This is a genomic window from Aeromonas sp. R5-4 (assembly GCF_040908215.1).
Classification (GTDB): domain Bacteria; phylum Pseudomonadota; class Gammaproteobacteria; order Enterobacterales; family Aeromonadaceae; genus Aeromonas; species Aeromonas veronii.
Genome location: NZ_JBFODG010000033.1, coordinates 195,669 through 221,563 on the forward strand (window position 1 = coordinate 195,669; position 25,895 = coordinate 221,563).

At 59.9% G+C, this 25,895-nt stretch carries 23 protein-coding genes and 1 tRNA gene; 12 read left to right on the forward strand and 12 right to left on the reverse strand.

What is annotated here, in order from left to right; translation table 11 throughout:
* Positions 1–61 precede the first annotated feature (61 nt).
* The 5 genes from AB5Y83_RS18125 to lolB form a co-directional block, all read right to left on the reverse strand.
* Entirely contained in the window at positions 62–2,050 is a 1,989-nt protein-coding gene (locus AB5Y83_RS18125) for a bifunctional UDP-sugar hydrolase/5'-nucleotidase (RefSeq protein ID WP_368175697.1), read from the reverse strand.
* Between the two features lie 116 nt (positions 2,051–2,166).
* Complete coding sequence (locus AB5Y83_RS18130) at positions 2,167–3,114, reverse strand: ribose-phosphate pyrophosphokinase (RefSeq protein WP_005343846.1); 948 nt, start codon at positions 3,112–3,114, stop codon at positions 2,167–2,169.
* Positions 3,115–3,310: 196 nt separating this feature from the next.
* Positions 3,311–3,385: transfer RNA gene (locus tag AB5Y83_RS18135), tRNA-Gln, on the reverse strand.
* Position 3,386: 1 nt separating this feature from the next.
* Positions 3,387–4,235 carry a 4-(cytidine 5'-diphospho)-2-C-methyl-D-erythritol kinase gene (gene ispE / locus AB5Y83_RS18140; protein WP_368175698.1) on the reverse strand — a complete coding sequence of 283 codons (849 nt, stop codon included), beginning with the start codon at positions 4,233–4,235 and terminating at the stop codon, positions 3,387–3,389.
* On the reverse strand, positions 4,235–4,813 hold the full coding sequence (lolB, locus tag AB5Y83_RS18145) for a lipoprotein insertase outer membrane protein LolB (RefSeq protein WP_368175699.1): 579 nt from the start codon (positions 4,811–4,813) through the stop codon (positions 4,235–4,237). The genes ispE and lolB overlap by 1 nt, the downstream gene beginning before the upstream one ends.
* Before the next feature lie 126 nt (positions 4,814–4,939).
* On the opposite strand from lolB, the gene hemA reads away from it, so the two are divergent.
* The 7 genes from hemA (at position 4,940) to AB5Y83_RS18180 (ending at position 12,125) form a co-directional block, all read left to right on the forward strand.
* Positions 4,940–6,199: a glutamyl-tRNA reductase gene (gene hemA, locus AB5Y83_RS18150; RefSeq protein WP_139476479.1), complete on the forward strand. Its 1,260-nt coding sequence runs from the start codon at positions 4,940–4,942 to the stop codon at positions 6,197–6,199.
* 51 nt (positions 6,200–6,250) lie between these two features.
* Positions 6,251–7,339 carry a peptide chain release factor 1 gene (gene prfA, locus AB5Y83_RS18155; RefSeq protein ID WP_005353897.1) on the forward strand — a complete coding sequence of 363 codons (1,089 nt, stop codon included), beginning with the start codon at positions 6,251–6,253 and terminating at the stop codon, positions 7,337–7,339.
* Between the two features lie 61 nt (positions 7,340–7,400).
* Positions 7,401–8,252 carry a peptide chain release factor N(5)-glutamine methyltransferase gene (gene prmC, locus AB5Y83_RS18160; protein ID WP_368175700.1) on the forward strand — a complete coding sequence of 284 codons (852 nt, stop codon included), beginning with the start codon at positions 7,401–7,403 and terminating at the stop codon, positions 8,250–8,252.
* A gap of 56 nt (positions 8,253–8,308) precedes the next feature.
* On the forward strand, positions 8,309–8,692 hold the full coding sequence (locus AB5Y83_RS18165) for a SirB2 family protein (RefSeq protein WP_005334939.1): 384 nt from the start codon (positions 8,309–8,311) through the stop codon (positions 8,690–8,692).
* Positions 8,693–8,704: 12 nt separating this feature from the next.
* On the forward strand, positions 8,705–9,505 hold the full coding sequence (locus AB5Y83_RS18170) for a SirB1 family protein (protein ID WP_005362204.1): 801 nt from the start codon (positions 8,705–8,707) through the stop codon (positions 9,503–9,505).
* A 183-nt stretch (positions 9,506–9,688) separates the two neighbouring features.
* Positions 9,689–10,543: a 3-deoxy-8-phosphooctulonate synthase gene (gene kdsA, locus AB5Y83_RS18175; protein WP_005334937.1), complete on the forward strand. Its 855-nt coding sequence runs from the start codon at positions 9,689–9,691 to the stop codon at positions 10,541–10,543.
* A 301-nt stretch (positions 10,544–10,844) separates the two neighbouring features.
* The gene (locus AB5Y83_RS18180; RefSeq protein ID WP_058059198.1) at positions 10,845–12,125 is read left to right on the forward strand and encodes a dicarboxylate/amino acid:cation symporter; all 1,281 of its coding nucleotides are present in this window, start codon (positions 10,845–10,847) and stop codon (positions 12,123–12,125) included.
* A gap of 116 nt (positions 12,126–12,241) precedes the next feature.
* Here the strand turns inward: AB5Y83_RS18180 and grcA are convergent, their stop codons facing one another.
* Positions 12,242–12,622, reverse strand: coding sequence for an autonomous glycyl radical cofactor GrcA (grcA, locus tag AB5Y83_RS18185; RefSeq protein ID WP_005334936.1), 381 nt, complete (start codon positions 12,620–12,622; stop codon positions 12,242–12,244).
* Positions 12,623–12,993: 371 nt separating this feature from the next.
* On the opposite strand from grcA, the gene AB5Y83_RS18190 reads away from it, so the two are divergent.
* The 3 genes from AB5Y83_RS18190 (at position 12,994) to AB5Y83_RS18200 (ending at position 15,103) form a co-directional block, all read left to right on the forward strand.
* The gene (locus AB5Y83_RS18190; protein WP_058055670.1) at positions 12,994–13,734 is read left to right on the forward strand and encodes an ABC transporter substrate-binding protein; all 741 of its coding nucleotides are present in this window, start codon (positions 12,994–12,996) and stop codon (positions 13,732–13,734) included.
* A gap of 69 nt (positions 13,735–13,803) precedes the next feature.
* Positions 13,804–14,481, forward strand: a complete 678-nt coding sequence (gene ung / locus AB5Y83_RS18195) for a uracil-DNA glycosylase (protein WP_005353881.1) — start codon at positions 13,804–13,806, stop codon at positions 14,479–14,481.
* 70 nt (positions 14,482–14,551) lie between these two features.
* Positions 14,552–15,103 (forward strand): hemerythrin domain-containing protein, encoded by a 552-nt coding sequence (locus AB5Y83_RS18200; RefSeq protein ID WP_005353878.1) that lies wholly within the window; start codon positions 14,552–14,554, stop codon positions 15,101–15,103.
* A 100-nt stretch (positions 15,104–15,203) separates the two neighbouring features.
* Here the strand turns inward: AB5Y83_RS18200 and ygjK are convergent, their stop codons facing one another.
* The 4 genes from ygjK to AB5Y83_RS18220 all read right to left on the reverse strand — a co-directional run bounded on the left by ygjK (position 15,204) and on the right by AB5Y83_RS18220 (position 20,682).
* Positions 15,204–17,684 (reverse strand): alpha-glucosidase, encoded by a 2,481-nt coding sequence (ygjK, locus tag AB5Y83_RS18205; RefSeq protein ID WP_368175701.1) that lies wholly within the window; start codon positions 17,682–17,684, stop codon positions 15,204–15,206.
* 195 nt (positions 17,685–17,879) lie between these two features.
* The gene (locus AB5Y83_RS18210) at positions 17,880–18,680 is read right to left on the reverse strand and encodes a helix-turn-helix transcriptional regulator (protein WP_368175702.1); all 801 of its coding nucleotides are present in this window, start codon (positions 18,678–18,680) and stop codon (positions 17,880–17,882) included.
* An 11-nt stretch (positions 18,681–18,691) separates the two neighbouring features.
* The gene (locus tag AB5Y83_RS18215) at positions 18,692–19,228 is read right to left on the reverse strand and encodes a YbhB/YbcL family Raf kinase inhibitor-like protein (RefSeq protein ID WP_005353872.1); all 537 of its coding nucleotides are present in this window, start codon (positions 19,226–19,228) and stop codon (positions 18,692–18,694) included.
* A 197-nt stretch (positions 19,229–19,425) separates the two neighbouring features.
* The gene (locus tag AB5Y83_RS18220) at positions 19,426–20,682 is read right to left on the reverse strand and encodes an adenylosuccinate synthetase (RefSeq protein WP_005347796.1); all 1,257 of its coding nucleotides are present in this window, start codon (positions 20,680–20,682) and stop codon (positions 19,426–19,428) included.
* 170 nt (positions 20,683–20,852) lie between these two features.
* On the opposite strand from AB5Y83_RS18220, the gene AB5Y83_RS18225 reads away from it, so the two are divergent.
* The gene (locus tag AB5Y83_RS18225) at positions 20,853–21,767 is read left to right on the forward strand and encodes a LysR family transcriptional regulator (protein ID WP_139433563.1); all 915 of its coding nucleotides are present in this window, start codon (positions 20,853–20,855) and stop codon (positions 21,765–21,767) included.
* A gap of 124 nt (positions 21,768–21,891) precedes the next feature.
* Here the strand turns inward: AB5Y83_RS18225 and AB5Y83_RS18230 are convergent, their stop codons facing one another.
* Together AB5Y83_RS18230 and AB5Y83_RS18235 are read right to left on the reverse strand one after the other, a co-directional pair.
* Positions 21,892–23,304, reverse strand: a complete 1,413-nt coding sequence (locus tag AB5Y83_RS18230) for a TAXI family TRAP transporter solute-binding subunit (protein WP_368175703.1) — start codon at positions 23,302–23,304, stop codon at positions 21,892–21,894.
* Positions 23,305–23,385: 81 nt separating this feature from the next.
* Entirely contained in the window at positions 23,386–24,528 is a 1,143-nt protein-coding gene (locus tag AB5Y83_RS18235) for a MalY/PatB family protein (RefSeq protein ID WP_368175704.1), read from the reverse strand.
* Between the two features lie 182 nt (positions 24,529–24,710).
* Between AB5Y83_RS18235 and AB5Y83_RS18240 the strand changes: the two genes are divergently transcribed.
* Positions 24,711–25,883 (forward strand): MFS transporter, encoded by a 1,173-nt coding sequence (locus tag AB5Y83_RS18240; protein ID WP_227342146.1) that lies wholly within the window; start codon positions 24,711–24,713, stop codon positions 25,881–25,883.
* Positions 25,884–25,895 lie beyond the last annotated feature (12 nt).

Below are 25,895 nucleotides of genomic sequence, written 5' to 3' on the forward strand. Positions count from 1 at the left end.
GGCCTCTTGCAAGAGGCCCGTTTCAGTTTACCGATGGATTGTGCTCGGTTGACTACCGTCGTTATTTGGTACGCAGCAGGGTGACGGTCTCTTCATCCAGTGCGGTCAGGGTGGGACGGGCATCGCGCACATACTCCACGAAAGACGCTGCATCGGTGCCACAATCCACGCCGCTGGCCTTGCAATCGAGGGCCTGGTCCGGGGCATAGACGGCGCTCAGCAGTTCGCCATTTTGTGCCACTTTCAACACCGGGAAGGCGGTCAACTTGCCATTGACGCTGGCGATATCGACCCGCTCGCTCTTCTGACGCTGGGCATTGGCCAGTGTTTGCCAGCCATCGTTGCCGTTGGCGCTGTAGGCGTTCATCACCACCCGATAGTGCTGGCTATCCACCAGATCTTGCCACTCGCCGCTTGCGGTCTTGTGCTGCAATTGAGTCAGGGTGCCCGCTTTGCCTGCGTCGGTCTCCTGGAAGGTGTAACGCAGGTGACCGCCATAGGGGAACTTGCCGGCATGGGCGCTGGCGGGCAGGGTGGCGGTGATGGTCTCGGTCAGCAGGGCGCGCACCTCGGCACCGGTCAGGGTCAGCACCGAGAGCTGGTTCTTGAATGGCAGCAGGGTGAGGGAGCTGTCCCCCTCGCGCCATTCGCCAGCGGGTAGGTCGGCGCGCACGCCGCCCACCGCCACCAGAGCGAAGTCGACCGGGCCGCCGGTCAGGGCTTGCACTGCTGGGGTATTGGCCCAGTAGAACTCCCCTTCGGCAACCAGCGGCGCTACATCTGAGCCGTGGCTGTCGCTGCCGTTGTCGCCGGGGCGACGGGCATTTTGCAGCTGCTCGGGGATGGTACCGATCACCGGGCCGTAGGCTTTCTCCAGCGCCGGTTTGTAGTGGCTGTCGATGATGCCGCGCAGACGCGGATCTTCATCCACGGTCACCAGATTGGGCTGGCTGTCGACAAACTGGCTTGCCTCTTTGCTGCGGGCGTCGTCGAGCGCTTGCTTGCGCGCCGCATCGGCGAAGAAGTCGCGGCTGGCCAGCAGGCTATTGTGGCCCTGGCAGTCGGTCACCTGACCCTGGCTGTCAAAGGTCACCTGTGCCAGACCGATGGCCTGGGCGTAGGAGCCTGCCTGCACCACGCAGGTTTTGCCGATGCCATCCGGATTGGTCACCAGCTTGGCGTAATCGCCGGTCTTGCCCCAGCCGATATTGCGAAAATCGCCGAGCAGGCTGTGGGAGTGGCCGCCGACGATGGCATCGAGGCCGTTTACCTTGGCGGCCAGCGCCAGATCCCGCTCGTTGCCGATGTGGGTCAGCGCCACGATCTGGTGGATCCCCTTGGCTTGCAGCATGTCGACCGTGGCCTGAGCCGAGGCGACCTCCTTGCCAAAGCGCAGCTTGCCGACGTTGGGGGCGATATTGCCCATGTCTTCCAGCACCAGACCGATGACGGCGACCAGCTGTTTGCCTTGCGGCAGGTTGTCGAGATCGGTGACCGGACTCTTCTGGTTGCCGTCAAAGGCATAGACCACGAAGGGCTTGAGGTTGTCAGCCTTGCTAAGGGCCGGATCGGCTTTGGTGTCGAGGTTGGCGGCCAGCACCGGGAAGTTGACCCCCTCGATGAAGCGGGCCAGCTTCTGGTTATCCAGATCGAACTCGTGGTTGCCCAGCGCCATGGCATCGAGGCCGAACTGGCTCAGCAACTCGGCGTTGGCCATCCCCTCGTTGAGTTTGAAGTAGCCACTGCCCTGCCAGGCATCGCCGCCGTGCAGCAGCAGCAAGGGTTGGTTCTTGGCCAGCGCATCGGCCTGATAGGCTTTCGCCATGGTCAGCAGGCGCGGATAACCGCCAAAGCGGGTATAGAGGGTGTCCGTCTCCCCCTGCTGGGCAAAGATCTGCCCTTTGATCTCGGCATTGACCGGATCAAACTGGGAGTGGGTGTCGTTCATGTGAGCCAGGGTCAGCACAAAGGGCGGATTCTCTTTGGCGGGCTGACAGGCGAACAGGGCGGAGGTAAGGGTCGCGAGCAGGAGGGGACGCAAGCAATTCATGGGTAAATCCTTAAGCCTGCCGGGGGCAGGGTCGTACCAGATAGCAGAAAGTTGGAAAGAGAAGGTCCAGAAAGACGAAAACCGCCTGATGGCGGTTTTCGTTATTGCTGAATCTATCAATGCTCAAACATGGCAGAGATGGACTCTTCGTTGCTGATGCGACGAATGGCTTCGGCCAGTACAGTTGACAGCGTCAGCTGCTTGACCTTGCCGACCGCTTTCATCTCCGCAGTGAGCGGGATGGAGTCGGTGATGATCAGTTCATCGATCACGGAGTTCTTGATGTTCTCGACGGCGGAACCGGAGAAGACCGGGTGGGTAGCGTAAGCGAATACACGCTTGGCACCGCGCTCTTTCAGGGCCTCTGCGGCTTTGCACAGGGTGCCGCCGGTGTCGATCATGTCATCAACGATGATGCAGTCGCGGCCGGCAACGTCACCGATCAGGTGCATGACCTGGGAGACGTTCGGGCGGGGACGGCGCTTGTCGATGATGGCGATGTCGGTGTCATCCAGCAGCTTGGCGATGGCGCGGGCACGCACGACGCCACCGATGTCCGGGGAGACAACGACAGGAGACTCGAGGTTCTTGGACTTCATGTCTTCCAGCAGCACCGGGCTACCGAACACGTTGTCTACCGGAACGTCGAAGAAACCTTGAATTTGCTCGGCATGCAGGTCAACGGTCAGCACGCGATCCACACCGACGCTGGAGAGGAAGTCAGCGACAACCTTGGCGGTGATGGGTACACGGGCGGAGCGGACGCGGCGGTCCTGACGGGCATAACCAAAGTAGGGGATAACGGCAGTGATACGGCCAGCTGAAGCACGACGCAGAGCATCCACCATGACGATCAATTCCATCAAATTGTCGTTGGTCGGGGCACAGGTGGATTGAATGATGAAGATATCGCCACCACGTACATTCTCATTGATCTGTACGCTGATCTCGCCGTCGCTAAAGCGACCTACGGCAGCATTGCCGAGTTTGATAAACAGGCGATCTGCGATCTTCTGGGCTAGTTCCGGCGTTGCGTTACCAGCAAACAGCTTCATGTCAGGCACGGTTTGAAACCTCGGGGTTGCATCCAGTATGTGGGGGGAGTCTGAAATCAGACCCTATCGTTTTGGGGCAAACGATTTATCAAGATAACGTACAAGGTGTCTGCTGCCCAATGATTGTGATGATACCGGTAACCCGAATCCGTGGCCGAGTGCAAAACCGGCCACGTTAATCATCATCAATACCGTTCGGTAAAATTGGCTGGGGTACTAGGATTCGAACCTAGGAATGGCGAGATCAAAACCCGCTGCCTTACCGCTTGGCGATACCCCAATCATTTGAACTGTTGCAATGTGGAGAAGAGAGGTGATATGTTCTCGCCCTTGGCGACAAACCCATCAAGTCCCTTCGGCACGCAGGCCAACACTTCCCGAGCAGTCACTTCGTCTTCAAATTGAGCAAAGACGCAGGCTCCTGTGCCCGTCATTCTTGACGGCGCGTATTCTAGCAACCAGCCGAGCGCATTGGCAACCTCGGGGTGGCGCTTTTTCACCAGTGATTCGCAATCGTTTTTCCACTCGCCTTCCAGCAAGTTGTCCAGCGCCATTTTCGGCGTGGCTCTCGGCAGGTCCGGATCCTGGAATACGGCCGCGGTCGCTACATGGCAATCGGGCTTGAGTACCAGATACCAGGCACCGGGCAGTTCGACCGGTTGTAGCCTCTCGCCCACCCCTTCGGCAAAGGCTGCCTTGCCACGGACAAACACCGGCACATCGGCCCCCAGCTGGACGCCGAGCGCTGCCAGTTCATCTTCACTCAAACCCGCTTGCCAGAGGTGGTTAAGCGCTACCAGCGTGGTCGCTGCATCGGACGAACCGCCGCCAATGCCGCCCCCCATGGGCAGCACTTTCTCCAGCCGGATATGGGCACCTTGCGGGCTCGGCAGGGTTGCTTGCAGCAGCCGTGCCGCCCGAATAATCAGATTCTGCTCATCCGGCACCCCGGGAATGGCCGGGCTCAGGGTGAGTGTGTCGCTATTTGGTATCACCTCAAACTCGAGCCAGTCGCTGTGGTTGAGGAAGATAAACAGGGTCTGCAGCTCGTGATAGCCATCGGGACGACGGCCATTGACGTGTAGAAACAGGTTGAGTTTGGCCGGTGCCGGCCAGCGTGTGGAAGCCATTAACGTGCAAGAGTCCATTGGTTGATCTGAAGCTTGAGGCGGCTGTTCTGGCCGGTCATGGTCAGCTGGTGCGGCAGGCGGTAGCCATCCTGATCCCGATAATCGCCATAGACGATCTGCCACTGGCCGTTGCGCACGCTGGCCAGACTGCTGTCGGGGTTGAGTTCAAACTCCGCCTGACCCGGCAGCCCCTTGATCCACTCTGGCAATCCAGCAACCGGAATATTCCAGCCGGTCAGTTGATAGATGAGTGCTTCGGCATCCTGGCTCTGGTGGCGATTGCCGTCGCTGTCGAGCAGGGTGATCTCCCCCTTGCTGCGGGAGAGCTCCAGAATGCTGGTGCCGATCAGGCTGGTGAGGTTGAGGCGATAATCCTCCCCATCTTGCTGCCAGTTGAGACGGGCGCTGCCCTTTTGCAGTGGCGTGATGATGGCCATCTTGCCGGATAGCTGCCAATGGGTCAGTTGCTCGAGGCGGGCCCGCTCCTGGTTCCAGTTCACCTGGTCACGCTGGGGCTGGGTGGTGGCACAACCGGCCAGCAACAGCAGGCAGGTGAGGGTAAAAATACGTAGCAGCAAGAGACGGCTCCAGAGAGAGGAATTTGCCACAGTATACGGGGCGGCCGTATTGCTTTTAAAGACTTACCCTTTCTCGTACAATTGGCAGCCTTTGCACCCAGCGTATGAAATGATCGTCGCCCACTCATGAGTTTGCTTGCCCTCGGAATCAACCACAACACCGCCAGTGTCGCCTTGCGGGAACGGGTCGCCTTTGGCCCGGACTGCATCGATCGCGCCTTGCGTGAGCTGGTGAGCCAACCTGGTGTCAGCGAGGCGGTGATCGTCTCCACCTGCAACCGGACCGAACTCTATTGCAATCTGGAGGAGGCGCGGCAGGAGCAAGTGCTGCGCTGGCTGCAGCAGTTCCACGGGCTGGACGCGGCCGAACTGGTCACTGCCATCTATCAGCATCACGATGAAGAAGCGGTGCGCCACCTGATGCGGGTGGCGTGCGGGCTCGACTCGCTGGTGTTGGGGGAGCCGCAGATCCTGGGGCAGATCAAGCAATCCTACGCTCACGCCCAGCAGGCGGAGTCGGTGAAGGGGGCGCTGGAGCGGCTGTTCCAGAAATCCTTCTCGGTGGCGAAAAGAGTGCGTACCGATACCGAGATTGGTGCCAGTGCAGTGTCGGTGGCGTTTGCTGCCGTCAGTCTGGGTCGGCGGATCTTCTCCGATCTCTCCCAGACCAAGGTGCTGCTGGTCGGGGCGGGGGAGACCATTGAACTGGTGGCCCGTCATCTGCGCGAGCAGAACGTCACCAAGATGATGGTGGCTAACCGCACCCTGCAGCGTGCCCAGACCTTGGCAGCCGAATTCGGTGCCCAGGTGATGACGCTCGAAGAGATCCCCGACTATCTGCACGAGGCGGATATTGTCATCAGTTCGACCGCCAGCCCATTGCCCATCATCGGCAAGGGGATGGTGGAGCGCGCGCTGAAGGCCCGCCGCTTCAAACCCATGTTTCTGGTGGATATTGCCGTGCCGCGCGACATCGAAGCCGAAGTCGATGAGCTCTCCGATGCCTATCTCTACACGGTGGATGATTTGCAGGGGATCATCGAGCAGAACCTCGAAACCCGTAAACGGGCTGCCGCACAGGCGGAAGTGATCGTGCAGGAGGAGCGTGACGAGTTTATGGGCTGGTATCGCGGCCAGAGCTCGGTCGACCTCATTCGCGATTATCGCCATCAGTCCCAGCAAGTGGCTGATGAAGAGCTGCAACGGGCCCTGCTGGCATTGGCGCAGGGCGAGAGTGCCGAACAGGCGCTCAAGGCGATGGCCCATCGCCTCACCAACAAATTGATCCACGCGCCGACCCAGGCGTTGCGCCAGGCTGCCTCCCAGGGGGATCAGAGCGAGCTCTCCCGCTTGCGGCAGGCGCTGGGGTTGTCACAAGAGCCATAATTTTCGGGCAACCTGCCGGTTGTCTCGTCCTCCATTGAGAATGCAAGAGTTATGAATCCGTCACTGATCAGAAAGCTGGAAGGCCTCATCGAGCGCCACGAAGAAGTACAGGCCATGCTCGGCGAGCCGGATGTGGTCTCGGATCAGGATCGCTACCGCGCCCTGACCCGCGAATATGCCCAGCTGGAAGATATCGTTCACGCCTTCCAGCGTTACCGTCAGGCTCAGGATGATCTGGAGACCACCCAGATGATGCTGGAAGAGGACGATGCCGACCTGCGCGAGATGGCGCAGGAGGAGCTGCCGCTCGCCAAGGCCAATCTGGAGGCGCTGGAGCAGGAGCTGCAACTGATGTTGCTGCCCAAGGATCCCAAGGATGACAACAACTGCTATTTGGAGATCCGCGCCGGTGCCGGTGGCGACGAAGCGGCCATCTTTGCCGGTGACCTGTTCCGCATGTATTCACGGTTTGCCGAGCGTCAGGGCTGGCGCGTCTCCATCGTCAGCTGCAACGACGGTGAATACGGTGGCTACAAGGAGGTCATCGCCAAGATCGACGGCGAGCGCGTCTATGGCCGCCTCAAGTTTGAATCCGGTGGTCACCGGGTACAACGGGTGCCGGAGACCGAATCTCAGGGCCGCGTGCACACCTCCGCCTGTACCGTCGCCGTGTTGCCGGAAGTGCCGGAAGCCGAGCAGATCGAGATCAACCCTTCCGATCTGAAGATCGACACCTTCCGCGCCTCCGGTGCCGGTGGTCAGCACGTCAACAAGACCGACTCGGCCATCCGCATCACCCACCTGCCGACCGGTCTGGTGGTGGAGTGTCAGGACGAGCGCTCCCAGCACAAGAACCGCGCCAAGGCGATGTCGGTGCTCTCCGCCCGCCTGCAAGCGGCCGAGGATGAGCGCCACCGCGCCGCCGAGCAGAGCACCCGCCGCAATCTGGTGGGCTCCGGCGATCGCTCCGAGCGCATCCGTACCTACAACTACCCGCAGGGCCGCCTCTCCGAGCACCGCATCAACCTGACCCTCTATCGCCTCTCCGAAATTTTGGAAGGGGATCTAGACTGCGTTATCACTCCGCTGGTGCAGGAGTATCAGGCCGATCAGCTCGCCTCGCTGGCCGAGAACAACTGATGCAAATGGTGATCCGGCAAGCTCGCATTAAGTGTTCTGCCCATAAGGTGGAGTGGCACTGATGCAGATCCAGCAGGCCCGCGCCCATATCATGACTGTGTTGGCTGAGGGGGAGTCCCCCCGCGCCGATGCCGATGTACTGCTCTGTCATCTGCTCGGGTGTCGTCGCAGCTATCTGATGACCTGGCCTGAGCGTGAGCTGGATGCCGCCCAGCAGGCCACCCTGCAGGGGTGGCTGGCTCGTCGTCTCAACGGCGAACCCATCGCCCATCTGGTGGGCGAGCGGGAGTTCTGGTCGCTGCCCCTCAAGGTGAGCCCGGCGACCCTGATCCCGCGCCCCGATACCGAGGTGCTGGTCGAGCAGGCGCTGACCAGAATCCCGCAGGGGCCGTGCGCCGTGCTGGATCTCGGCACCGGCACCGGCGCTATCGCGCTGGCGCTCAAGTCCGAGCGGCCCGAAATCGATGTGTGGGCGGTGGATCGGATGGCCGATGCCGCGGCGCTGGCCCGCGAGAACAGCGCCGCGCTGGGGTTACCCATCGAGGTGCGCGACGGCAGCTGGTTCGAGCCCCTTGGCGAGCCGGATCGCGACAATACGCCACGTTTTGCGGTGATTGTCTCCAATCCCCCCTATATTGATGGCGCCGATCCCCATCTCGAGCAGGGTGATGTGCGCTTTGAACCCCGCTCGGCGCTGGTTGCCGATGACGCCGGTCTGGCCGATATCCGCCACATCGTGGCCCATGCCCCCGCTTATCTGTTGCCTGACGGCTGGTTGCTGCTGGAGCATGGCTGGGATCAGGGGGAGGCGGTGCGTCAGTTGCTGCGCGATGGCGGCTACCGCGAGGTAGCCACGGTGCGCGATTACGGGGATAACGACAGGGTGACGCTGGGCCTCTGCCCGCTGCGCTGACGGTTCCTCACTGTTACACGGCGGGTTGCCTGTGCGCCCCCATGCAAGGATTGAATATGGTTTTTGTGCTCAAACACCTGCACCTCACCCTGATTGCCGGGGCCGTGCTGATGTTTATGCTCCGCTTCTACTGGGTACAGACCGCCACTGGCCGTGCCTATAGCGCGCCGGTGATGAAGGTCAGCGGCTGGCTCAACGGTCTGGTGGTGCTCTCCGGCGTATTGCTCTGCATGGTGCTGGATCTCAACCCGCTCAATAACGGAACGCCCTGGCTCAGCGAGAAGCTGATGGCCATTCTGGTGCTGGTATTTCTGGCGGCGATGGCGCTGCGGCTGGCCAAAAGCAATCTGGTACGCTGGTGCTCCTTTCTGGGGGCGCTCGGCTGGATCTACTTTATTGCCAAGTTGGCAGTGCTCAAACAGACGAGTGTGTTCGGCTAAGGCATGAAGAGAATGTTACACATAGACGAATGGACCGATTTCGAAGCCCACGACATCACCGAGCTGGCGTTGTCAGTCAGCGACGAGATTTATGGCTCGGTCGAGGAGGGGATCCGCGAGTTGAACCTGCTGGACGAGTGGCTGGACGAGCAGATTGAAGAGGGCACCTGCGACGAGGTGCGCCAGCAGTTGCTGCAAGGCTTCTACCACAGCCTCGGTTTTCATGGCGATTGGCAGGATTATTTCTCTGCCAACAACTGTGACCTCAATCAGGTGCTGGTTCAGCGCAAGGGGATCCCGGTCAGCCTCGGCATTCTCATCATTCAGCTGGGGCGCAAGCTCGGGCTCGATGTAGAGGGGATCTGCTTCCCCGGCCACTTCCTGGTGAGCTTTGCCGGTGGCGAGGGGGAGGTCTATGTCGATCCCTTTACCGGCGATGAGCTGAGCCTGGCCCGCATCGAGCTGCTGCTGCGCGGCGCGTTGGGGGACTTGGCGACCCTGACCCCCGACTACCTGCAACCCTCCGGCCAGTGGGAGATCATCGAACGGCTGCTCAATGTCAGCAAGGGTGCCCTGCTGCGGGAAGACCGCATGCCCGAGGCGCTGCGTTGCAGCGAGCTGTTGCTGCGGATGAAGCCTGGCGATCCGCTGGAGACGCGGGATCGCGGCTTTATCTACGAGCAGCTCGATTGCCCGCGCCAGGCCGCCGACGATTTTGAATATTTTATTGAACAATGCCCGGACGATCCGGTGGCCGATGTGCTGAAAGTGCAGCTGGCCGCGCTGGATCTGAGCCCCAAGCCCCTCCATTAAGGGCGGCTTGAAACTGAAACAGAAGAATATCAAGGCCGCTGCGTCCGGTCGCAACGGAGTAACTTGGCTTCAGGCCCTTTTATTAAGGATGTCTTGGAGTTGAAACAGAAGAATATCAAGGCCGCAGCGCTCGGCTGCAACGGAGTAACTTGGCTTCAGGCCCCTTCATTAAGGAAGTCTTAGATGGAACAGAAGAATATCAAGATCAACCAGATCGACGTTGCCAATGACAAACCCTTCGTGCTGTTTGGTGGCATGAACGTGCTGGAATCCCGCGACATGGCGATGGCAGTGTGCGAGAAGTACGTGGAAGTGACCAGCAAGCTGGGCATCCCGTTTGTCTTCAAGGCGAGCTGGGACAAGGCCAACCGCTCCTCCATCCACTCCTACCGCGGTCCGGGTCTGGAAGAGGGGATGAAGATTTTCCAGGAGCTGAAAGCGACCTTCGGCATGCCGGTCATCTCCGATCTGCATGAACCCCATCAGGCCAAGCCGGTCGCCGAGGTGGTTGACGTTATCCAGCTGCCCGCTTTCCTGGCACGCCAGACCGATCTGGTGGAAGCCATGGCCCGCACCGGCAACGTTATCAACATCAAGAAGCCACAGTTCCTCAGCCCAAGTCAGATGAAGAACATCACCGACAAGTTCGAGGAGTGCGGCAACGATCAGCTGATCCTCTGCGAGCGCGGTGCCAATTTCGGCTACGACAACCTGGTGGTGGACATGCTGGGTCTGGGGGTGATGAAGAAGAGCACCGGTGGCTATCCGGTGATCTTTGACGTGACCCACTCCCTGCAGTGCCGTGATCCGCTGGGTGCCGCCTCCGGTGGCCGTCGCGAGCAGGTGACCGAGCTGGCGCGCGCCGGCATGGCGGTCGGTCTGGCCGGTCTCTTTATCGAATCCCACCCGGATCCGAAAATTGCCCGCTGCGATGGCCCGAGCGCTCTGCCGCTGGAGAAGCTGGAAGGCTTCCTCAAACAGATGAAGGCCATCGATGACCTGATCAAGGGCTTCGAACCCCTCGATACTTCGGCCTGATCCCGACGCTGTCATGCCTGATGAAAATGCCCCGCAATGCGGGGTATTTTTATATCTGCCATATTTAGTTGAAGACTCAAATTAATCTGTGAGCAAACAATTGTTGGTTGCCGTGGTGTTAATGGTGTTAATTTTGTTGTGTTATTAATGTCTCTTAATTGTTTTTTATTACATGTAAAGTGGTCCCCGTAGTAATGCAGAAACAGCATGGATCGGGTGAGGTACGCAGATATCTCGTCCGGCTATCTGCATGTTTATTGCTGCCATAACAATGTGCAATTAAATTAACAGGACGTTAATAATGCGAAAGAAACTATTTAGCAGCCTCTATTTTCAGGTATTGCTCGCGATTACCCTCGGGGTATTTCTGGGGCATGTCTATCCGGAACTGGGCGCCGATATGAAGCCCCTCGGTGATGGCTTCGTCAAATTGATCAAGATGATCATCGCCCCCGTTATTTTCTGTACCGTGGTTACCGGCATTGCCGGGATGGAGAGTATGAAGGCGGTCGGCAAGACCGGCGCCATTGCTCTGCTCTACTTCGAGGTGGTCAGCACTATCGCCTTGATCATCGGGCTGTGTGTGGTCAACCTGCTGCAACCGGGTGCCGGTATGAACGTCGATCCGGCTGCGCTGGATGCCAGCGCTATCTCCGCCTATGCGGAGCAGGCCAAGTCCCAGGGCATTATTGCCTTTTTGCTGGATATTATTCCGGGCAGTGTGATCGGTGCCTTTGCCAGCGGTAATATCTTGCAGGTGTTACTGTTTGCGGTGCTGTTCGGCTTCTCCCTGCATCATATCGGTGAAAAGGGACAGATTATTTTCGGCGTCATCGACAGTTTCTCCAAAGTCATATTTGGCATTATCAATATGATAATGAGACTGGCGCCGGTCGGTGCATTCGGGGCAATGGCATTTACCATCGGCAAATATGGAGTAGGTTCACTGGTACAGCTGGGCCAGCTTATTGCCTGCTTCTATCTCACCTGCCTCTTCTTTATCTTCATTGTGCTGGGCAGCATCGCTAAAGCCTCAGGTTTTAGCATCCTGCGTTTCATCTCCTACATTCGTGAGGAGTTGCTGATCGTGCTGGGGACCTCCTCTTCCGAGTCGGTACTGCCGCGGATGCTGGACAAGATGGAGAAGCTGGGTTGCCAGAAATCGGTGGTGGGGCTGGTCATTCCGACCGGGTACTCCTTTAACCTGGATGGCACCTCCATCTATCTGACCATGGCGGCGATTTTTATCGCCCAGGCTACCAATACGCCGCTGGATCTGTTCCAACAGATCACCCTGCTGGTGGTACTGCTGATCTCCTCGAAAGGGGCGGCGGGGGTAACTGGTAGTGGCTTTATCGTGCTGGCGGCGACTATTTCGGCGGTGGGCCATCTGCCACTGGCTGGTTTGGCGCTGATCCTGGGGATCGACCGTTTTATGTCCGAAGCGCGGGCGTTGACCAACCTGATCGGTAACGGGGTTGCCACCGTGGTGGTCGCCAAATACTGCAAGCAGCTGGACGAGAAGAAAATGGATGCAGTGCTCGGCGGCAAGGTCGGGCAACTGGAAGCGGACAGGGCGTAAGCGCTGTTTCCCCCGCATGGCCGCGTTGGCTGGTGCGGGGGCAATAAAAAAACGGCCAATCGGCCGTTTTTTTGTGCTGATACCGCAAGTATCAGCTTTTCACTGCAGGGCGCTGATTACAGGCTCTGGGTGAAAGTACGGGTAACCACGTCACGCTGCTGTTCCGGGGTCAGGGCGTTGAAACGCACTGCGTAGCCAGATACACGGATGGTCAGCTGCGGGTACTTCTCCGGGTTTTCGATAGCATCTTCCAGAGTTTCGCGACGCAGCACGTTGACGTTCAGGTGCTGGCCACCTTCAACAGCAGGCTCAGCCTGAACCGGCAGTTCGCGGTATTCGAACTGACCCAGGTCAGCCAGTTGCACTTCTTGATCGGCAGCGAAAGCATCGCCTTTGACGCAGATGCAGCGAGCTTGTTGCTTCTCTTCGTCCAGCAGCCAGAAAGAGTTCAGCAGAGCGGTGTTGGCGGCCTGGGTGATTTGAATGCCTTTGATCATGGTATGACTCCTCAATGGGAACGCGAATCCAACTGTAAGGAAATTACCCTGATGTATTTAAGCTACCGTCGATGGCGATGACTTAAAGGGCCCTTGCCTTACACCTTTTCTTTGATGGGGTCATATATACCACGGTGGTAATATTACCAAAATTGATCTAGATCAAGAAAATCCGACAAAGCGCCATTTAAATGGGATTAAATTCTTGAGTTGAATCAAAAATAGGTCATTTTTCTGATTTTGTAAGATATCCAAATTATGCATCTTTTAACTCGTTAATCTAGTAATTTAACTACATCTTTTCGGCTTTTTTTCTGAGGTTAATTGAGGGGTTGGCTACACTCAGCAAAAAAAAGCGAGGAGAGTGCTGGGTGAATAATGGGTGGCGAAAGTGGGCATGGCTGGCCCTGTTCTGTTGCTGGGCAAGCAGTGTTGCGGTACGGGCCGAGACGGTGCGTATTGCTGTGGGCGAGTGGCCACCTTATATCAGTGAGGCGCTGCCCAATCAGGGCTTTCTCTGTGAGGTGGTGCGTCAGGCCTTTGCCGAAGAGGGGCTCGATGTCAGCTTTCACTTCTATTCCTGGGCCGAGGCTTACCGACTGACTCTGGAGGGGCGCTATGTGGTCACCATGCCCTGGTTTCGCTCCCGTGAGCGGGAGCAGCTTTTCTATCTCTCCGCCTCGCTCGGCCATTTCACCACTCGCCTGATGACGCTGACCGGTACGCCCGCGGTCAATCTGGGTGAGCTGAAACACGAGCCGGTCGGGGTGACCCGTGGCTATTTCTATGGCGATGGTTTTGCCGCCCGCCAAGCCGGGCTCACCCTCGAGTGGTCAGATTCCGATGAGCAGAGCATGGGCAAGCTGCTTGACGGGCGGATCCACTATCTGGTGATGGATGAGCAGGTGGCACAGACTCTGTTCCAGCAGGCGCTCGTTCGTCATCCCCAATCGCTGTCACTGACCGGTGCCGCTGACCCCATCTGGTCGCAACCGGGATACCTGCTGATGCGCAAGGCAGATCCCGAGGCGCGCCGTCTGATGCTGCTGTTCAATACCGGCCTGCGCAAGCTGGAGCGCTCAGGGCGCCTAGCCAGGCTCTGGAAAGCGTGAGCCACGGTTGCGTCTTGCGGGCTGGCCCCCTATCCTGAGCCCTTCGCCGTATCAAGTGAGGAGGCCGGGGTGCTGACCTGGAGTGATGTGATTGGCTCTGAGAAAGAGCAGGACTATTTCAAGAGTACGCTGGCAACTGTCAGAGCCGAGCGGGAAGCGGGCAAGGTGATCTATCCGCCAGCCACCGATGTGTTCAATGCCTTCAAGCTGACCGAGCTGGATCAGGTCAAGGTGGTGATCCTGGGGCAGGATCCCTACCATGGCCCCAATCAGGCGCACGGTCTCTGCTTCTCCGTGCTGCCCGGCGTGCGTACGCCCCCCTCACTGGTCAACATCTATAAAGAGATGCAGCGTGACCTGCCAGGTTTCGTCACACCCAATCACGGCTTTCTCGAATCCTGGGCCAAACAAGGTGTCTTGCTGCTCAACACTGTGCTGACGGTGCAGGCTGGTCAGGCCCATTCCCACGCCCATCTGGGATGGGAGACCTTTACCGATCGGGTCATCGAGCAGATCAATGCCAGTTGTCAGGGTGTGGTGTTCCTGCTGTGGGGTGCCCACGCCCAGAAGAAGGGACGTTTCATCGACCGCCAGCGCCACTATGTGCTGACCGCGCCGCACCCGAGCCCACTCTCTGCCCACCGCGGTTTCATCGGTTGCGGTCACTTTAGCGAGACCAATCGCTTGCTGGAACAACAGGGCAAGAGTCCGATAGAGTGGAAATCTGTCTGCATCCCACTTGATTGAGTGCAAAGTTCGGGCGACAAATGACCGTATACTCAGGGACATAAGATTAATTCAGAGCCAAGGAGTGCCCATGTTATCCAGTCTGCACAAGGACCATCTCAACATCGCCCGACTTTTGGAGCTGCTCAAGCACAAGCTGGCAGCCATTCGTGCCGAAGAGCCCATCAGCTATTTTCTGGTGCGCGATGTCATCGACTACCTGCGGGAGGTCTCTGACAAGTACCATCATCCCAAGGAAGATCTCATCTATGACTACTACCTGAAATATCGGGTGGTGGAAGGAGAGGTCGCCAACCGGCTGCAGGAGGAGCACGTCAAGCTGCTGGAGGCCGGGGCCGATCTCAAGGAGATGGTGGAGATGATCCTGATGGATGCGGTGATCCCCCTCGATCAGTTCACTACCAAGCTGGAGCGCTTCGTGGAATTGCAAGAGGCACACATGAACTATGAAGAGGGGGTGATCTTCCCCCATCTGCGTGACTCCCTGACCGAGGATGACTGGCGTCATCTGGAGCAAAACTGGCAGAACCGCGCCATTGGCGACCCCCTGTTCGGGGCTGAGGTGAGCCAGCACTTCCAGGCACTGGCCAAACGCCTCTCTCTGCCGCTCACGACCGGCTAAGACGAGCCCGTACCTGCCGTGTGGCGGGTATTGTGTGAGTGCAACTTGAGTGAAAACAGAAAGGCCTCCATCCGGAGGCCTTTTGCATGGTGGAGCAAGCTTACGCCTGTGGTTTCAGGAAGTTGCGATAGAGCATATAGAGGTGGGCCGAGCTCCAGCTGAAGTTGCTTGCCCCCTGCATGGCGCCGGTCTCCGGATTGTAGTTTTCGCGGATGGGGCCGCTGCCCGCCAAGCCCTCTGCGTTGTTGAATAGCTTGTTGACCAGAGCCTCGGCATCGCTGCGGTAGCCGTAGTTCTCCAGCCCCTTCACCCCGAAGTAGAACTGATCGAGCCATACCCGGCCGCGCCAGTAGATATTGGGGTCGTAGGCCGGGTTGGTCAGCGCGGCTGTGCCCAGCGGGATCTTTGTGTTGAACTCCTGGGCGTTGAGCATCACCTCACGCACCCGCGCCGCTTTCTCCTTGTCTGCGACCTCTGCCCAGAGCGGGCTCCACCCTTCCGGACCACGGCCGCGAGCAGTCAGCAATTTGCCGACGCAGCCGTTGCCGTCAGCAACATCCCCCTGAGCAATCTGACGATCGTAATAGAAGCCTGACGCCTCATCGAACATGCAGCTGTTGATGTAACCAGCCAGCTGGGCCGCGCCATCGCGGTAGCGGCTCGCGTCGTCCGGCTTGCCAAGCAGGTCGGCCATGTCTGCCAGAATGCGTTTCTCTTTGGCGAGGAAGGCGTTGAGCTCCACTGACTCCTGATCGATGGAGAAACCGATCAAATCGCCATTGTCCTGATGGTTTTCAAAGAAGGCGACGTTCCAGTCCTGACGTGCCTTGGCCAAATCTCCGCCATAGGTCTTGTCGGCATAGCGTTGCAGCTGGCCCGGTTCGATAAAGCCGAAGCGGGCGGCGTTGTCCATGCCTGACTCCCAACCGGCGCCGTGCTGGGCACCGATATCCATGTCGCTGTACCCGCCCACGTTCAACACCTGTTGATAGAGCGGCATACCGGCGCAGGCATACCAGCCATCCCCCTCACTGGTACAGCTGGAGAGATCCAGCCCGGCGGGAATACCGTTGGAGTACTGCACTTTGAAGGTGATATTGCCGTACTCGTCATTGTGCTCCACATGCTTGGTGGCGCCATATTCGATGATGCCGTTGCGGTTGTTGTCCCGCGCGCGGTACCACCAGTCGTGGTAGGCCTGCAGCTTGGGATACATCTCGGCGATAAAGGCCTTGTCCTTGGTGGCGCTGTAGATTTCCCAGATGGCCCAGGCGGAGAGGGGCGGCTTGGTGTCGCGCTCGTTCCAGTTGCCGCCATCGCCACCGCGATCCGCCAGCTTGTTGTAGAAGACAGCGTCGATCACCATGCCCGCATCCTGTGGTCGCACCGGATCATCCGGCTGTACCTGATAGTCATACATGGCGCGCACGTTGTTCTTGGCTACCTCAGGGTTGAAGTGCGCCATGGCATAGGCGTGCTTCCAGCTGTCCCAGGCCCAGACGCCGTCGAACCAGCGTGCTGTATTGGAGGGGGTTACCCCGTCGTGGAGGATGGCGCCAGCCGGGGAGCGCCAGTTGCCGTTGAGGGTCTCCATCGCCTTGACGGCGATGCGGCGCTCCGACTCGGGGATCCCCTGATTGGAGAGACCCTTGGCAAGGTAGCCCTCCCAGCGGCGGATGGAGTCGGCAAAATAGCTGGCCGGGTTGGCCAGCAGTGCCTGACGGCTCTGTTGATGGCGGCTGGCGTCATCTGCGGAGTGGAGATAGCTCTGCAGGGTGTAGATATCCTCGCTCCCCTTGGCGGCCAGGGTAATGCTGGCATCACTTTGGTAGCCCAGTGTCTTCTGGTCGAGGGTGGTGCGACTTGGCAGGGTGCGGTCGATGCGATAGCGGGCGCTGCCGCTCTGCATGATGTTCCAGGTGCTGCGCAGTTTGCCGAACTGGAATTCGATTCCTTTGTCGCTCTCGCTGATGGTGCGAGTCCAGCCTGGATATTTGCTGGCAATCGTATCCTTGGCATCCCATTGATTGAGCAACTCGCCCTGCCAGTTGAGGTTGAGGGTGAGCGGTGCATCGGTCTGATTGATGAGTCGGGTGCGGATAAGAGCGGTGCGGGCATCGCCATAACGCAGCTCCAGCTCCAGCGTGAAGGGCTCAAACTCGAAGCGTTGCACCAGCGCACCGGGAATGGCGTACACCTCCTGCTTGCGGGCGCTGGTGAGCGGGAACGGGCGGCCGCTCGCATCGCTCAGGGTGAGCTTGTCCAGCTCGCTGGCAAAGAAGAGGCTGTACTCCTCCGAGATGACCATGGGGCCGGTAAAGCCCCCCCACTCCTTGTCGCTGGCAGGCAGCAGGAAACCGTGCCAGGCCCCCAGATCGAGCAGCGGGTTGTATTTGAGGTTGGAGTAGCTGTCAAAGTCGCGGAATTGGGTCGGTGTTCCCCGACGGTCGATCACGTCCTTGTACTGGATGGCCTGCTCCGGTTTGGCGACTGTGCTGCTCTCTGTCTGGTTATCGTTGCAGGCAGTCAGTCCGAACAGGGCGGTGCCGAGGGCTACCGAGAGTAAAGTTTTACGAAACATCGCTCGCTCCAATTCCGTTTATGTAGGTTAAAAGGAAGATTTTTTACGCTTATTTTTAGTGAAAAGGTGTTCGGTAGCCATTGTATGGCAAGGGAAAAGGGAGCGCTGGCGCGAGATCACACTCTGAAGAGGTGGCAATGTGAGCGGGATCACCGGGTTACATCAGGTTACACAGAGTTGGTTTTAAGTAATGTTTTACTTGTTGTTGCTCGCCAATCTGGCAGGGCAGGTGTGCAGGTATTGGTGGGGCGTCAGGCCGAACTCCTGTTTAAAGCGGGCGGCAAAGCGGCTGGGGGAGTCATAACCGCAGGCGAGGGCGACCTCCAGCGGGGTCAGGCCCTGTTGCAACAGGTTGAGGGCGTGGCTCATGCGCACCTGAGCCAGCAACTGGCGAAAGCTGCGACCTTCGGCGGCCAGCTTGCGCACCATGGAGGCGCGGCTCATGGAGAAGTGGGGGGCCACCGCCTCCAGGGTGTGGTCGATGCCGGGTTCCACCGCCAGGTAGCGTGCCAGCCGCTCTGCGAGGGTCATGGTGCTGGCGGGAAAGAGCAACCCGAGGGCGTTGGCGGCCCGCAGCTCGGCATAGAAGCCGCGCAGCAGTTCGGCCTGGGTCGCCTCGCTCAGTCCCCGTTCGGCCATGGTGCTGATGAGCTCAAAGCAGAAGGCGAGCCCGGGGGTGACCTTGACGGCAGGTTCCTCCAGATCGGCGTGGGAAGGGGCTGACTCGGCCAGCCATTCTGGTGGCGGCGGAGTGAGCAGCGTGATGGCGTGGGAGCGAAACTTGCCCTGCTCCGGCTGATTGACGAAGGTGAGCTGGTGGCCTGCCGGGATCAGCAGCCACCGCTCCCTGTCAAACGACAGACGTCGCTCGCGCCACCATAGTTGCTTGCTCCCCTGGGTGACCCATATAAGGGTCGGGGCATAGATGAGCACCCGGTGCAGGGGCTGCTGGCGGATCCCGAGATAGTGGCTCTGTTGCAGCAGGGGAGTGCTCATCCGGTTGGCTCCTAGGGGGTGACGAAGGTGGCGGTCAGGGTGGCTTTGCCGAGCGCCATGCTGTTGAGCATGTAGCCTACCATAGCCGGCGGGGTATCAGCCTTTACCTCGAGATCATGGGGCAGGGCCCAGGCGGTGAACTGATAGCGGTGCATGCCGTGACCAGCGGGCGGGCAGGGGCCGCCATAACCCTGGCTGCCAAAGTCGGTGCGGATCTCCAATCCCTGCTTGAGCTTGCCGGAGGCATTGCTGGCCAGTTCGCTCTGGGTGGCAGGCAGGTTAACCACCAGCCAGTGCCACCAACCGCTGCCGGTGGGGGCATCTGGGTCATAGGCGGTGATGGCAACACTCTTGGTGCCTGCCGGCAGATCCTGCCAACTCAGCTGGGGCGAGTGGTTGTCGCCGCTGCAGCCAAAGCCGTTGAAGCTGAACTGTTTGTCCATCAGCTGGCCTTCGTGAATGTCCGTGCTCTTTAGGGTCATGGCAAAGGCTGGCATGGCCGTCAGGCAGAGCAGTGGCAACAGGGCACTCTGTTTGAGCAATTTCATCGGGTGACTCCTCGTGTGGTAACGGGTTCACTTTAGCGAGAGCAGGGCAGAATAATATTGCAGAACGGCTCAATGTGAGGTCGATTGTTGAGTTAATTGAGCCTTTGGGTGGTTTTTATGGCGATAAGGTAAATAGCAGCCATAAAAAAACCGGCATCAGGGATGCCGGTTTTTTGTTTGACGATAAGAGGTGCGGCTTAGCGCAGGATCATCTCGTCACGGCCCGGGCCGACGGAAACCATCGGAACCGGTACGCCGAGCAGCTCTTCGATACGCAGCACGTACTGCTGGGCAGCGCGCGGCAGCTCTTCAAAGGTGCGGCAGCCGGTGATGTCTTCGCTCCAGCTTTCCATCTGCTCGTAAACCGGCTTCAGGGCAGCGGTTTGCGGCCAAATCGGGTTCTCGGTGTGGGCACCTTCGTAGGCCACGCAGATCTTCAGATCCGGCAGGCCGGTCAGGCAGTCCAGCTTGGTCAGTGCCACTTCGGTGGCGGCTTGCAGCTCGACACCGTTCTTGGTGGCGACGGCATCGAAGTAACCGACATCACGGGGACGGCCAGTGGTGGCACCAAACTCGTTGGTGATCTTGCGGAACTCGTCCTGGTTCTCCATGGCGGTCAGCAGGGTGCCGGTACCGACAGAGGAGCTGAATGCCTTGGCTACAGCGATGACGCGCTCCGGGCGCAGACCCGGCAGACCGCCACCGATACCGGCGTAGGCGCCAGATACGTGGGAGGAGGTCACCCAGGGGTATTCGCCGTAGATCAGGTCACGGCCAGCGCCCAGCTGGGCTTCGAACAGCAGGGTCTTGCCTTCTGCCTGCAGCGCTTTGAGCGGCATGCTGACGTTGCAGACGGCGTCGATCCAGGGTGCAGAGACTTCCAGCAGCCAGTCGGCCATCTCTTGGGCAGTCTGGGTGAATTCGAAAGAGGGGTAGATAGCCTTCATCTGCGGCAGTTTCCAGTCCAGCATGAACTGGATGCGCTCGACCAGCACGTCCGGCTGTTTCAGCCAGCCGACCAGGATCGCTTTTTTCATGACGCGATCGCCGTAGGCAGGGGCGATGCCCTGACGGGTGGAGCCATAGGCGCCGTCACCCAGACGTTGCTCTTCCAGGGTATCTTCCAGTGCGTGCAGCGGCAGGCAGAGGGTTGCGCGGTCAGAGATGGCCAGCTTCGGAGTCACGCCGGAGGCTTTGACTTCCTCGAGCTCGACGGTCAGTTTCTCGGGGCTGATCACCATGCCCGGGCCGAGGACAACCAGGCAATCCGGGTTGAATACGCCACTCGGAACCTGGTGCAGCTTGAAGGTGCCAAGGTCGTTGACCACGGTGTGGCCAGCGTTGTTGCCGCCCTGGAAGCGAATGCTGGCGCCAGCTTGACCTGCCAGATAATCCACGATGCGGCCTTTGCCTTCATCACCCCAGTTAGCACCTACGACTACGATAGACGACATGACTCTTTCTCCTAAGACGTTAGGCGTCCATCCTAGGAGCCTGATGCGGATTAGAAAAATTAATTATCTTTATAATTCCTATAAGAGAATCATATAATTATGACCAATTAAACGGCAAACCGTCCGATTTTGCCTGGCAAGCCCCGCACATCGCGGGTTGAGGGACTCTTATGCTGGATATTCACTGGCTGCAAACTTTTGTCACTCTGGCCCGATTGCAACATTTTGGCCAGACCGCCACCGAGCTGCACATGACCCAACCCAATGTCAGCCTGCATATCAAGCGGCTGGAGCAGGCGACCCGGGTGCGGCTGATCGAGCGCAGTCCGTTTCGCCTGACGCAGGCGGGGGAGCGGCTGCTGCAAAGCGCCGAGCGCACCATTGCCGAGCTGCAGCTCTGCCAGTCCGATCTCAATGCCCTCAACCAGCTCAGCCAGGGGACGCTGGCCATCGCCGCCAGCGACATCATCTCCCGCCTGCTGCTGATCCAGCCGTTCCAGCGCTTCAAGCGGGAGTTCCCCGGCATCGACCTTACCCTGTTCAACACCACTTCGGATCAGGCGGCCGAGCTGGTCAAGGCGGGCAAGGCGGATCTGGGCTTCGTGATGGCGCAAAAGCGCAGTGAGCCACTCTTCTATACCGAGCTGCAACAGGTGACCTGGTGCGCGCTGGGTCACGGCCTTGCCCGCTGGCAGGCACGGGCGCTGGCGGGAGAGAGCGACCCCCTCGACGAGCCGACCCTGATCCTGCTCGGTCACGACACCCGCACCCGGGCGTTGATCGACCCGTCCCTGCCGCTGCTGGCCTTGCCCCCCTGCCGCATCATGGAGGTGGGCAGCGTGGACGCCCAGCTCGATTGGGCCGAGGCGGGCTTTGGTGTCGCCATCGTGCCAGACTTCTCCCTGCATCCGCGCCTCAACCTCACCGCGCCGGTCACCAGCCTGAGCGACTTTCCTGGTACCAGTCTGGGCTACGTGGTGCGCCAGAATCAGGTGTTGTCGCGGGCCATCAAGCAGTTGCTGCATTGGGTGGAGGAGGAGATCCAGAAGCCCAACCCCTATCTGACCCGGGTGATGGAGCCGTAGCGGTACAGCAAGGTGAGCAGGCCTATCGGGGTGACTGTGCCGCCATCAATTGCGTCACTATCGAACGCGCGTAAACAATCAGGGCAGCCGAGGCTGCCCTGATGCATTTGTTGGCGCTGACCATTCAGGGTTGCAGCGGTGTGGCTGCGCTGGTGGCAGGGGCGGGAGGCGTGTCGGTTTTATCCTGCTGCGGAGTTTCGCCAGTCACCGAGCTGCTGGCAGGCTGGATTGCCTGCTCTTGCGGCGCAGTGGCCGCAGAGGCGCTTTGCGGCAACTGAGTCGAAACGGCAGCCGATGGTGATGGAACCGTTGGCGCTGCGGCAGAGGGAGCCACTCTTTCCCCCTCGGAGGTCGGCGTAGCAGTGAGCTCGGGGGTGACCTCGAGCGCCTCTTCGGGCAAGGAATTAACCTCTGTGGCTTCTGTCGTCACTGCGGCACTGCTGGTGGCGGTCGCGTCAGAGGGCGCAGTCGCCCCGTCGGCGGCACCCACCTGCTCTGCCGTTGGTGCCGCCTCCGAGGCCGATGGCGCTGGTGTTAACGGCTCCGGCGTCAGTTGTTCCGCGGTTAACTGCTCGGGGGTCAGTGGCAAGGGGGCTGGCGGTTGATCCGACATCCCCGCATGGAGGGGCAGCTCGGTTTGCGCCTGCAACTGCTCGGGGGTCACCTTGCTCAGGGCGGGATGCAGCCGGCTGAACTGTTTGACCCGGGCCAGCAGGGTATCGCGCACGGTTCGGACGATGGGGTCCGGCAGGCTGGCCAGCGCCACCAGTTCGGCACTCATCCCGATGTTGTTGATGGCGGTGGTCTGCCCCGGATAGAGGTTGGCGGCGATACGGCTGCGCTGGTAGTAGGGGTATTGCTTGAGCAGCCTGTCGATCTGCTCCCCTTCGATGGGAATGAGGCGCACCTTGCAGCGGCTGATCAGATCGCCGACCGCCAGACTGGGGTGACCGGCAACCACAAACGCGGCATCCAGCGATCCATCGCACAGCCCTTCCAGCGGTTCGCTGTCCGATTTGAGCTGATAGGCAGCAAACTGCCCGGGTTGCCATCCCATGGCTGCCATCAGGGCCTGGCTGGTGATCTGCTCACCGGCGCCGTTGTTGCCCGGATAGACCCGTTTCCCTTCGATATCTGCCAGGGTGGTGATGCCGCTATTGGGGGCGGCCAGCAGGGTCAACGACTCCTGATAGAGGCGAAACAGGCTGCGCAGCTCATTGTTGGCCCCCTGCCCACTGAAGGGGCCGGTGCCGTGCAGGGCGTGGTGCAACACATCGGACTGCACCAGCGCCAGCTGTACGTCCCCCTTGTCGAGTGCCTTGAGGTTGGCCATCGAGCCACGGGTGCTCTGCACGGTGCAGCTGTCCCCATGCAGGGCATGGCCGGCATTGAGCACCCGGCAGATGGCGCCACCGGTCGGGTAGTAGACCCCATTGAGCGGGCCCGTTCCGATAGTCAGCGCCTGGCTGCCAAAGGGGAGCAGCGCAGAGAGTGCACAGAGGGGGAGCAGAAGGTGACGCAAGATCCGTAGAGACATAATTGACCGTTGACTGAGTTGACCGCTGGCTGATGACACAGGGTAAAAGGGATGGGGCTTGCCCATCCCGTTGCTGGCTGATCAGGGCTTGTTGTTGAGGATTGCCCGCTCCATCCGCGCCAGCGCGTCGGTCAGCCGTGCCCTGGTGCAGCCGAAGTTGAGCCGCACGAACTGACCGTCGCCAAACTGGGTGCCGGGGGAGAGACCAACGCCGGCCTGCTCGAAGAAGGCGATGGGATCAGCAAGGCCAAGGGCGCTCACATCAATCCAGGCCAGATACGTCGCCTGATGGTTGGCCAGCTTGACGCCGGGCCAGCGGGCAACCGCCTGCTGGATCAGGGCCAGATTGGCTGCCAGATAGTCGAGTTGCTCGGTCAGCCACTGTTCGCCACCCTCATAGGCCGCTTCGGCGGCGACAAAGCCCAGCAGGTTGACGTCGGCGCTGATGCCGCGCATCGCCTGTTGCAGCCTGAAGCGCAGACGGGCGTTGGGGATAATGGCGAAGGAGCAGCAGAGACCGGCGATATTGAAGGTCTTGCTCGGGGCCATCATCACCGCGCAGCGCTCGGCTGCTTGTGCACTGATGGCGCCGTAGGGAATGTGGCGGGCGTTTTTATCCAGCAGCAGATCGCAGTGGATTTCATCGGAGCAGATCACCAGATTGTGGCGCGCAGCGATGGCATCGATGGCCAGCAGCTCGTCACGGGTGAAGATGGTGCCGCCCGGGTTGTGGGGGTTGCAGAGCAGCAGCAGATCTGCGGCGGGAGCCTGACGCTCCAGCTCTTCAAGATCCAGCACCCAGCGACCCGCTTCTTCAATCATCGGCACGGTGAGCAGGGGGCGATCATTGAAGCCCGGTGCCTGCAGGAAGGGGTAGTAGACCGGCTTGGGAGTGATGATACCGCGGCCATGCTGGCTCCACGCCTTGCAGGCGAGGTTAAGCCCCGGCACCACGCCGGGCAGGAACACCAGCCATTCGGGCTCGATGGTCCAGCCATAGCGGGTCGCCATCCGTTCGATAATGAGTTCGATCAGGCGCGGCGAGGGGCGTGAATAGCCGAAAATGCCGTGGGCGACCCGTTTGGTCAACGCCTCAATCACGGACGGGGGGGAGACAAAGTCGGTATCGGCAACCCACATGGGCAGCACATCCTGACCCTTGTACTTGTCCCATTTCAGGCTCATGGTGCCACTGCGGTCTACTTCCTGATCAAAATCAAACATGCGAACTCCTTGTGCTGGCAGGATGGGCTTTCACTCTACGGGGTCGCGGCCTCCCTCGCAAGGCGCACACCTGCTTATGCCATCCTTGAGCCCGCTCTTGATAGTGACATAAGATAGGCGCCGAATTTTCATACGGCTGCCGCCCGTTAGCCCGTATCGTCCTTCCAATCAGTGGTAACCCTATGAGCTTGTCGATAGCGGCGGTCAAACGCCCGGACCCCGTCTCTCTTTCATTTCTTGCCGTGACCTTTATGACCGGCGTCGCGGTGGCACTGCAGGTGCCTACCTTAAGTCTGTTTCTGGCCGAAGAGGTGCAGGTGCGCCCCTTTCTGGTCGGGCTCTTCTACACCATCAACGCTGTGGTGGGCATTCTGGTCAGCCAGTGGCTGGGCCATCGCTCCGACAACAAGGGGGATCGCAAGCGACTGATCCTGCGCTGCTGCTTTGCCGGGGTGGCGCTCTCCTTGCTGTTTGCCTGGAACCGCAACTACTGGTTGCTGGCGAGTCTGGGGGTGATGCTGGCGGCGCTGGCGGCCACTGCCAGCCCCCAGTTGTTTGCGCTGGCGCGGGAATACTCCGACAGCCGCAACCGACGGGCGGACATGTTCAGCTCGGTGATGCGGGCCCAGTTTTCGCTGGCCTGGGTCATAGGCCCGCCCATCGCCTTCGCGCTGGCCATCGGCTACGGTTTCGAGTTGATGTACCTGGCCTCGGCACTGGCCTACCTGCTCTGCGCCCTGGTGGTGTGGCGCTGGTTGCCCTCGCTGCCACTGCCCAAGCTGGCTGAAGAGAGCGAGCGGGTCAGCTGCTGGCGGGATCCGGCGGTGCGGGCACTCTTTATCGCCTCCACCCTGATGTGGACCTGCAACAGCATGTACCTCATCAATATGCCGCTCTACATCACTCGCGAGCTCGGGATGGATGAGAAGCTTGCCGGTATCCTGATGGGCACGGCAGCGGCGCTGGAGATCCCCTTCATGCTGCTGGCGGGTTACTACACGGCGCGCTTTGGCAAGCGCCCCATGATGTTGCTGGCGGTGCTGGCTGGCGCGGCCTTTTACACAGGTCTGGTGACCCTCACCGACCAATACGCCCTGATCGCCTTGCAGCTGTTCAACGCCATCTTCATCGGTATCGTGGCGGGGATCGGCATGTCTTACTTTCAGGATCTGATGCCGGGGCGGGCCGGGGTGGCGACTACCCTGTTTGCCAACAGCATCCGCACCGGCTCCATCATGGCTGGGGCCATCGCCGGTGTGGTGGCGGAGGTGTGGAGTTTCCACGGGGTCTTTATGGTGGCGCTGGGATTGGCACTGGTGGCACTGGCCGCCAGCTGGCGGGTGCCCAACGTCTGACGGGGGGGCTGG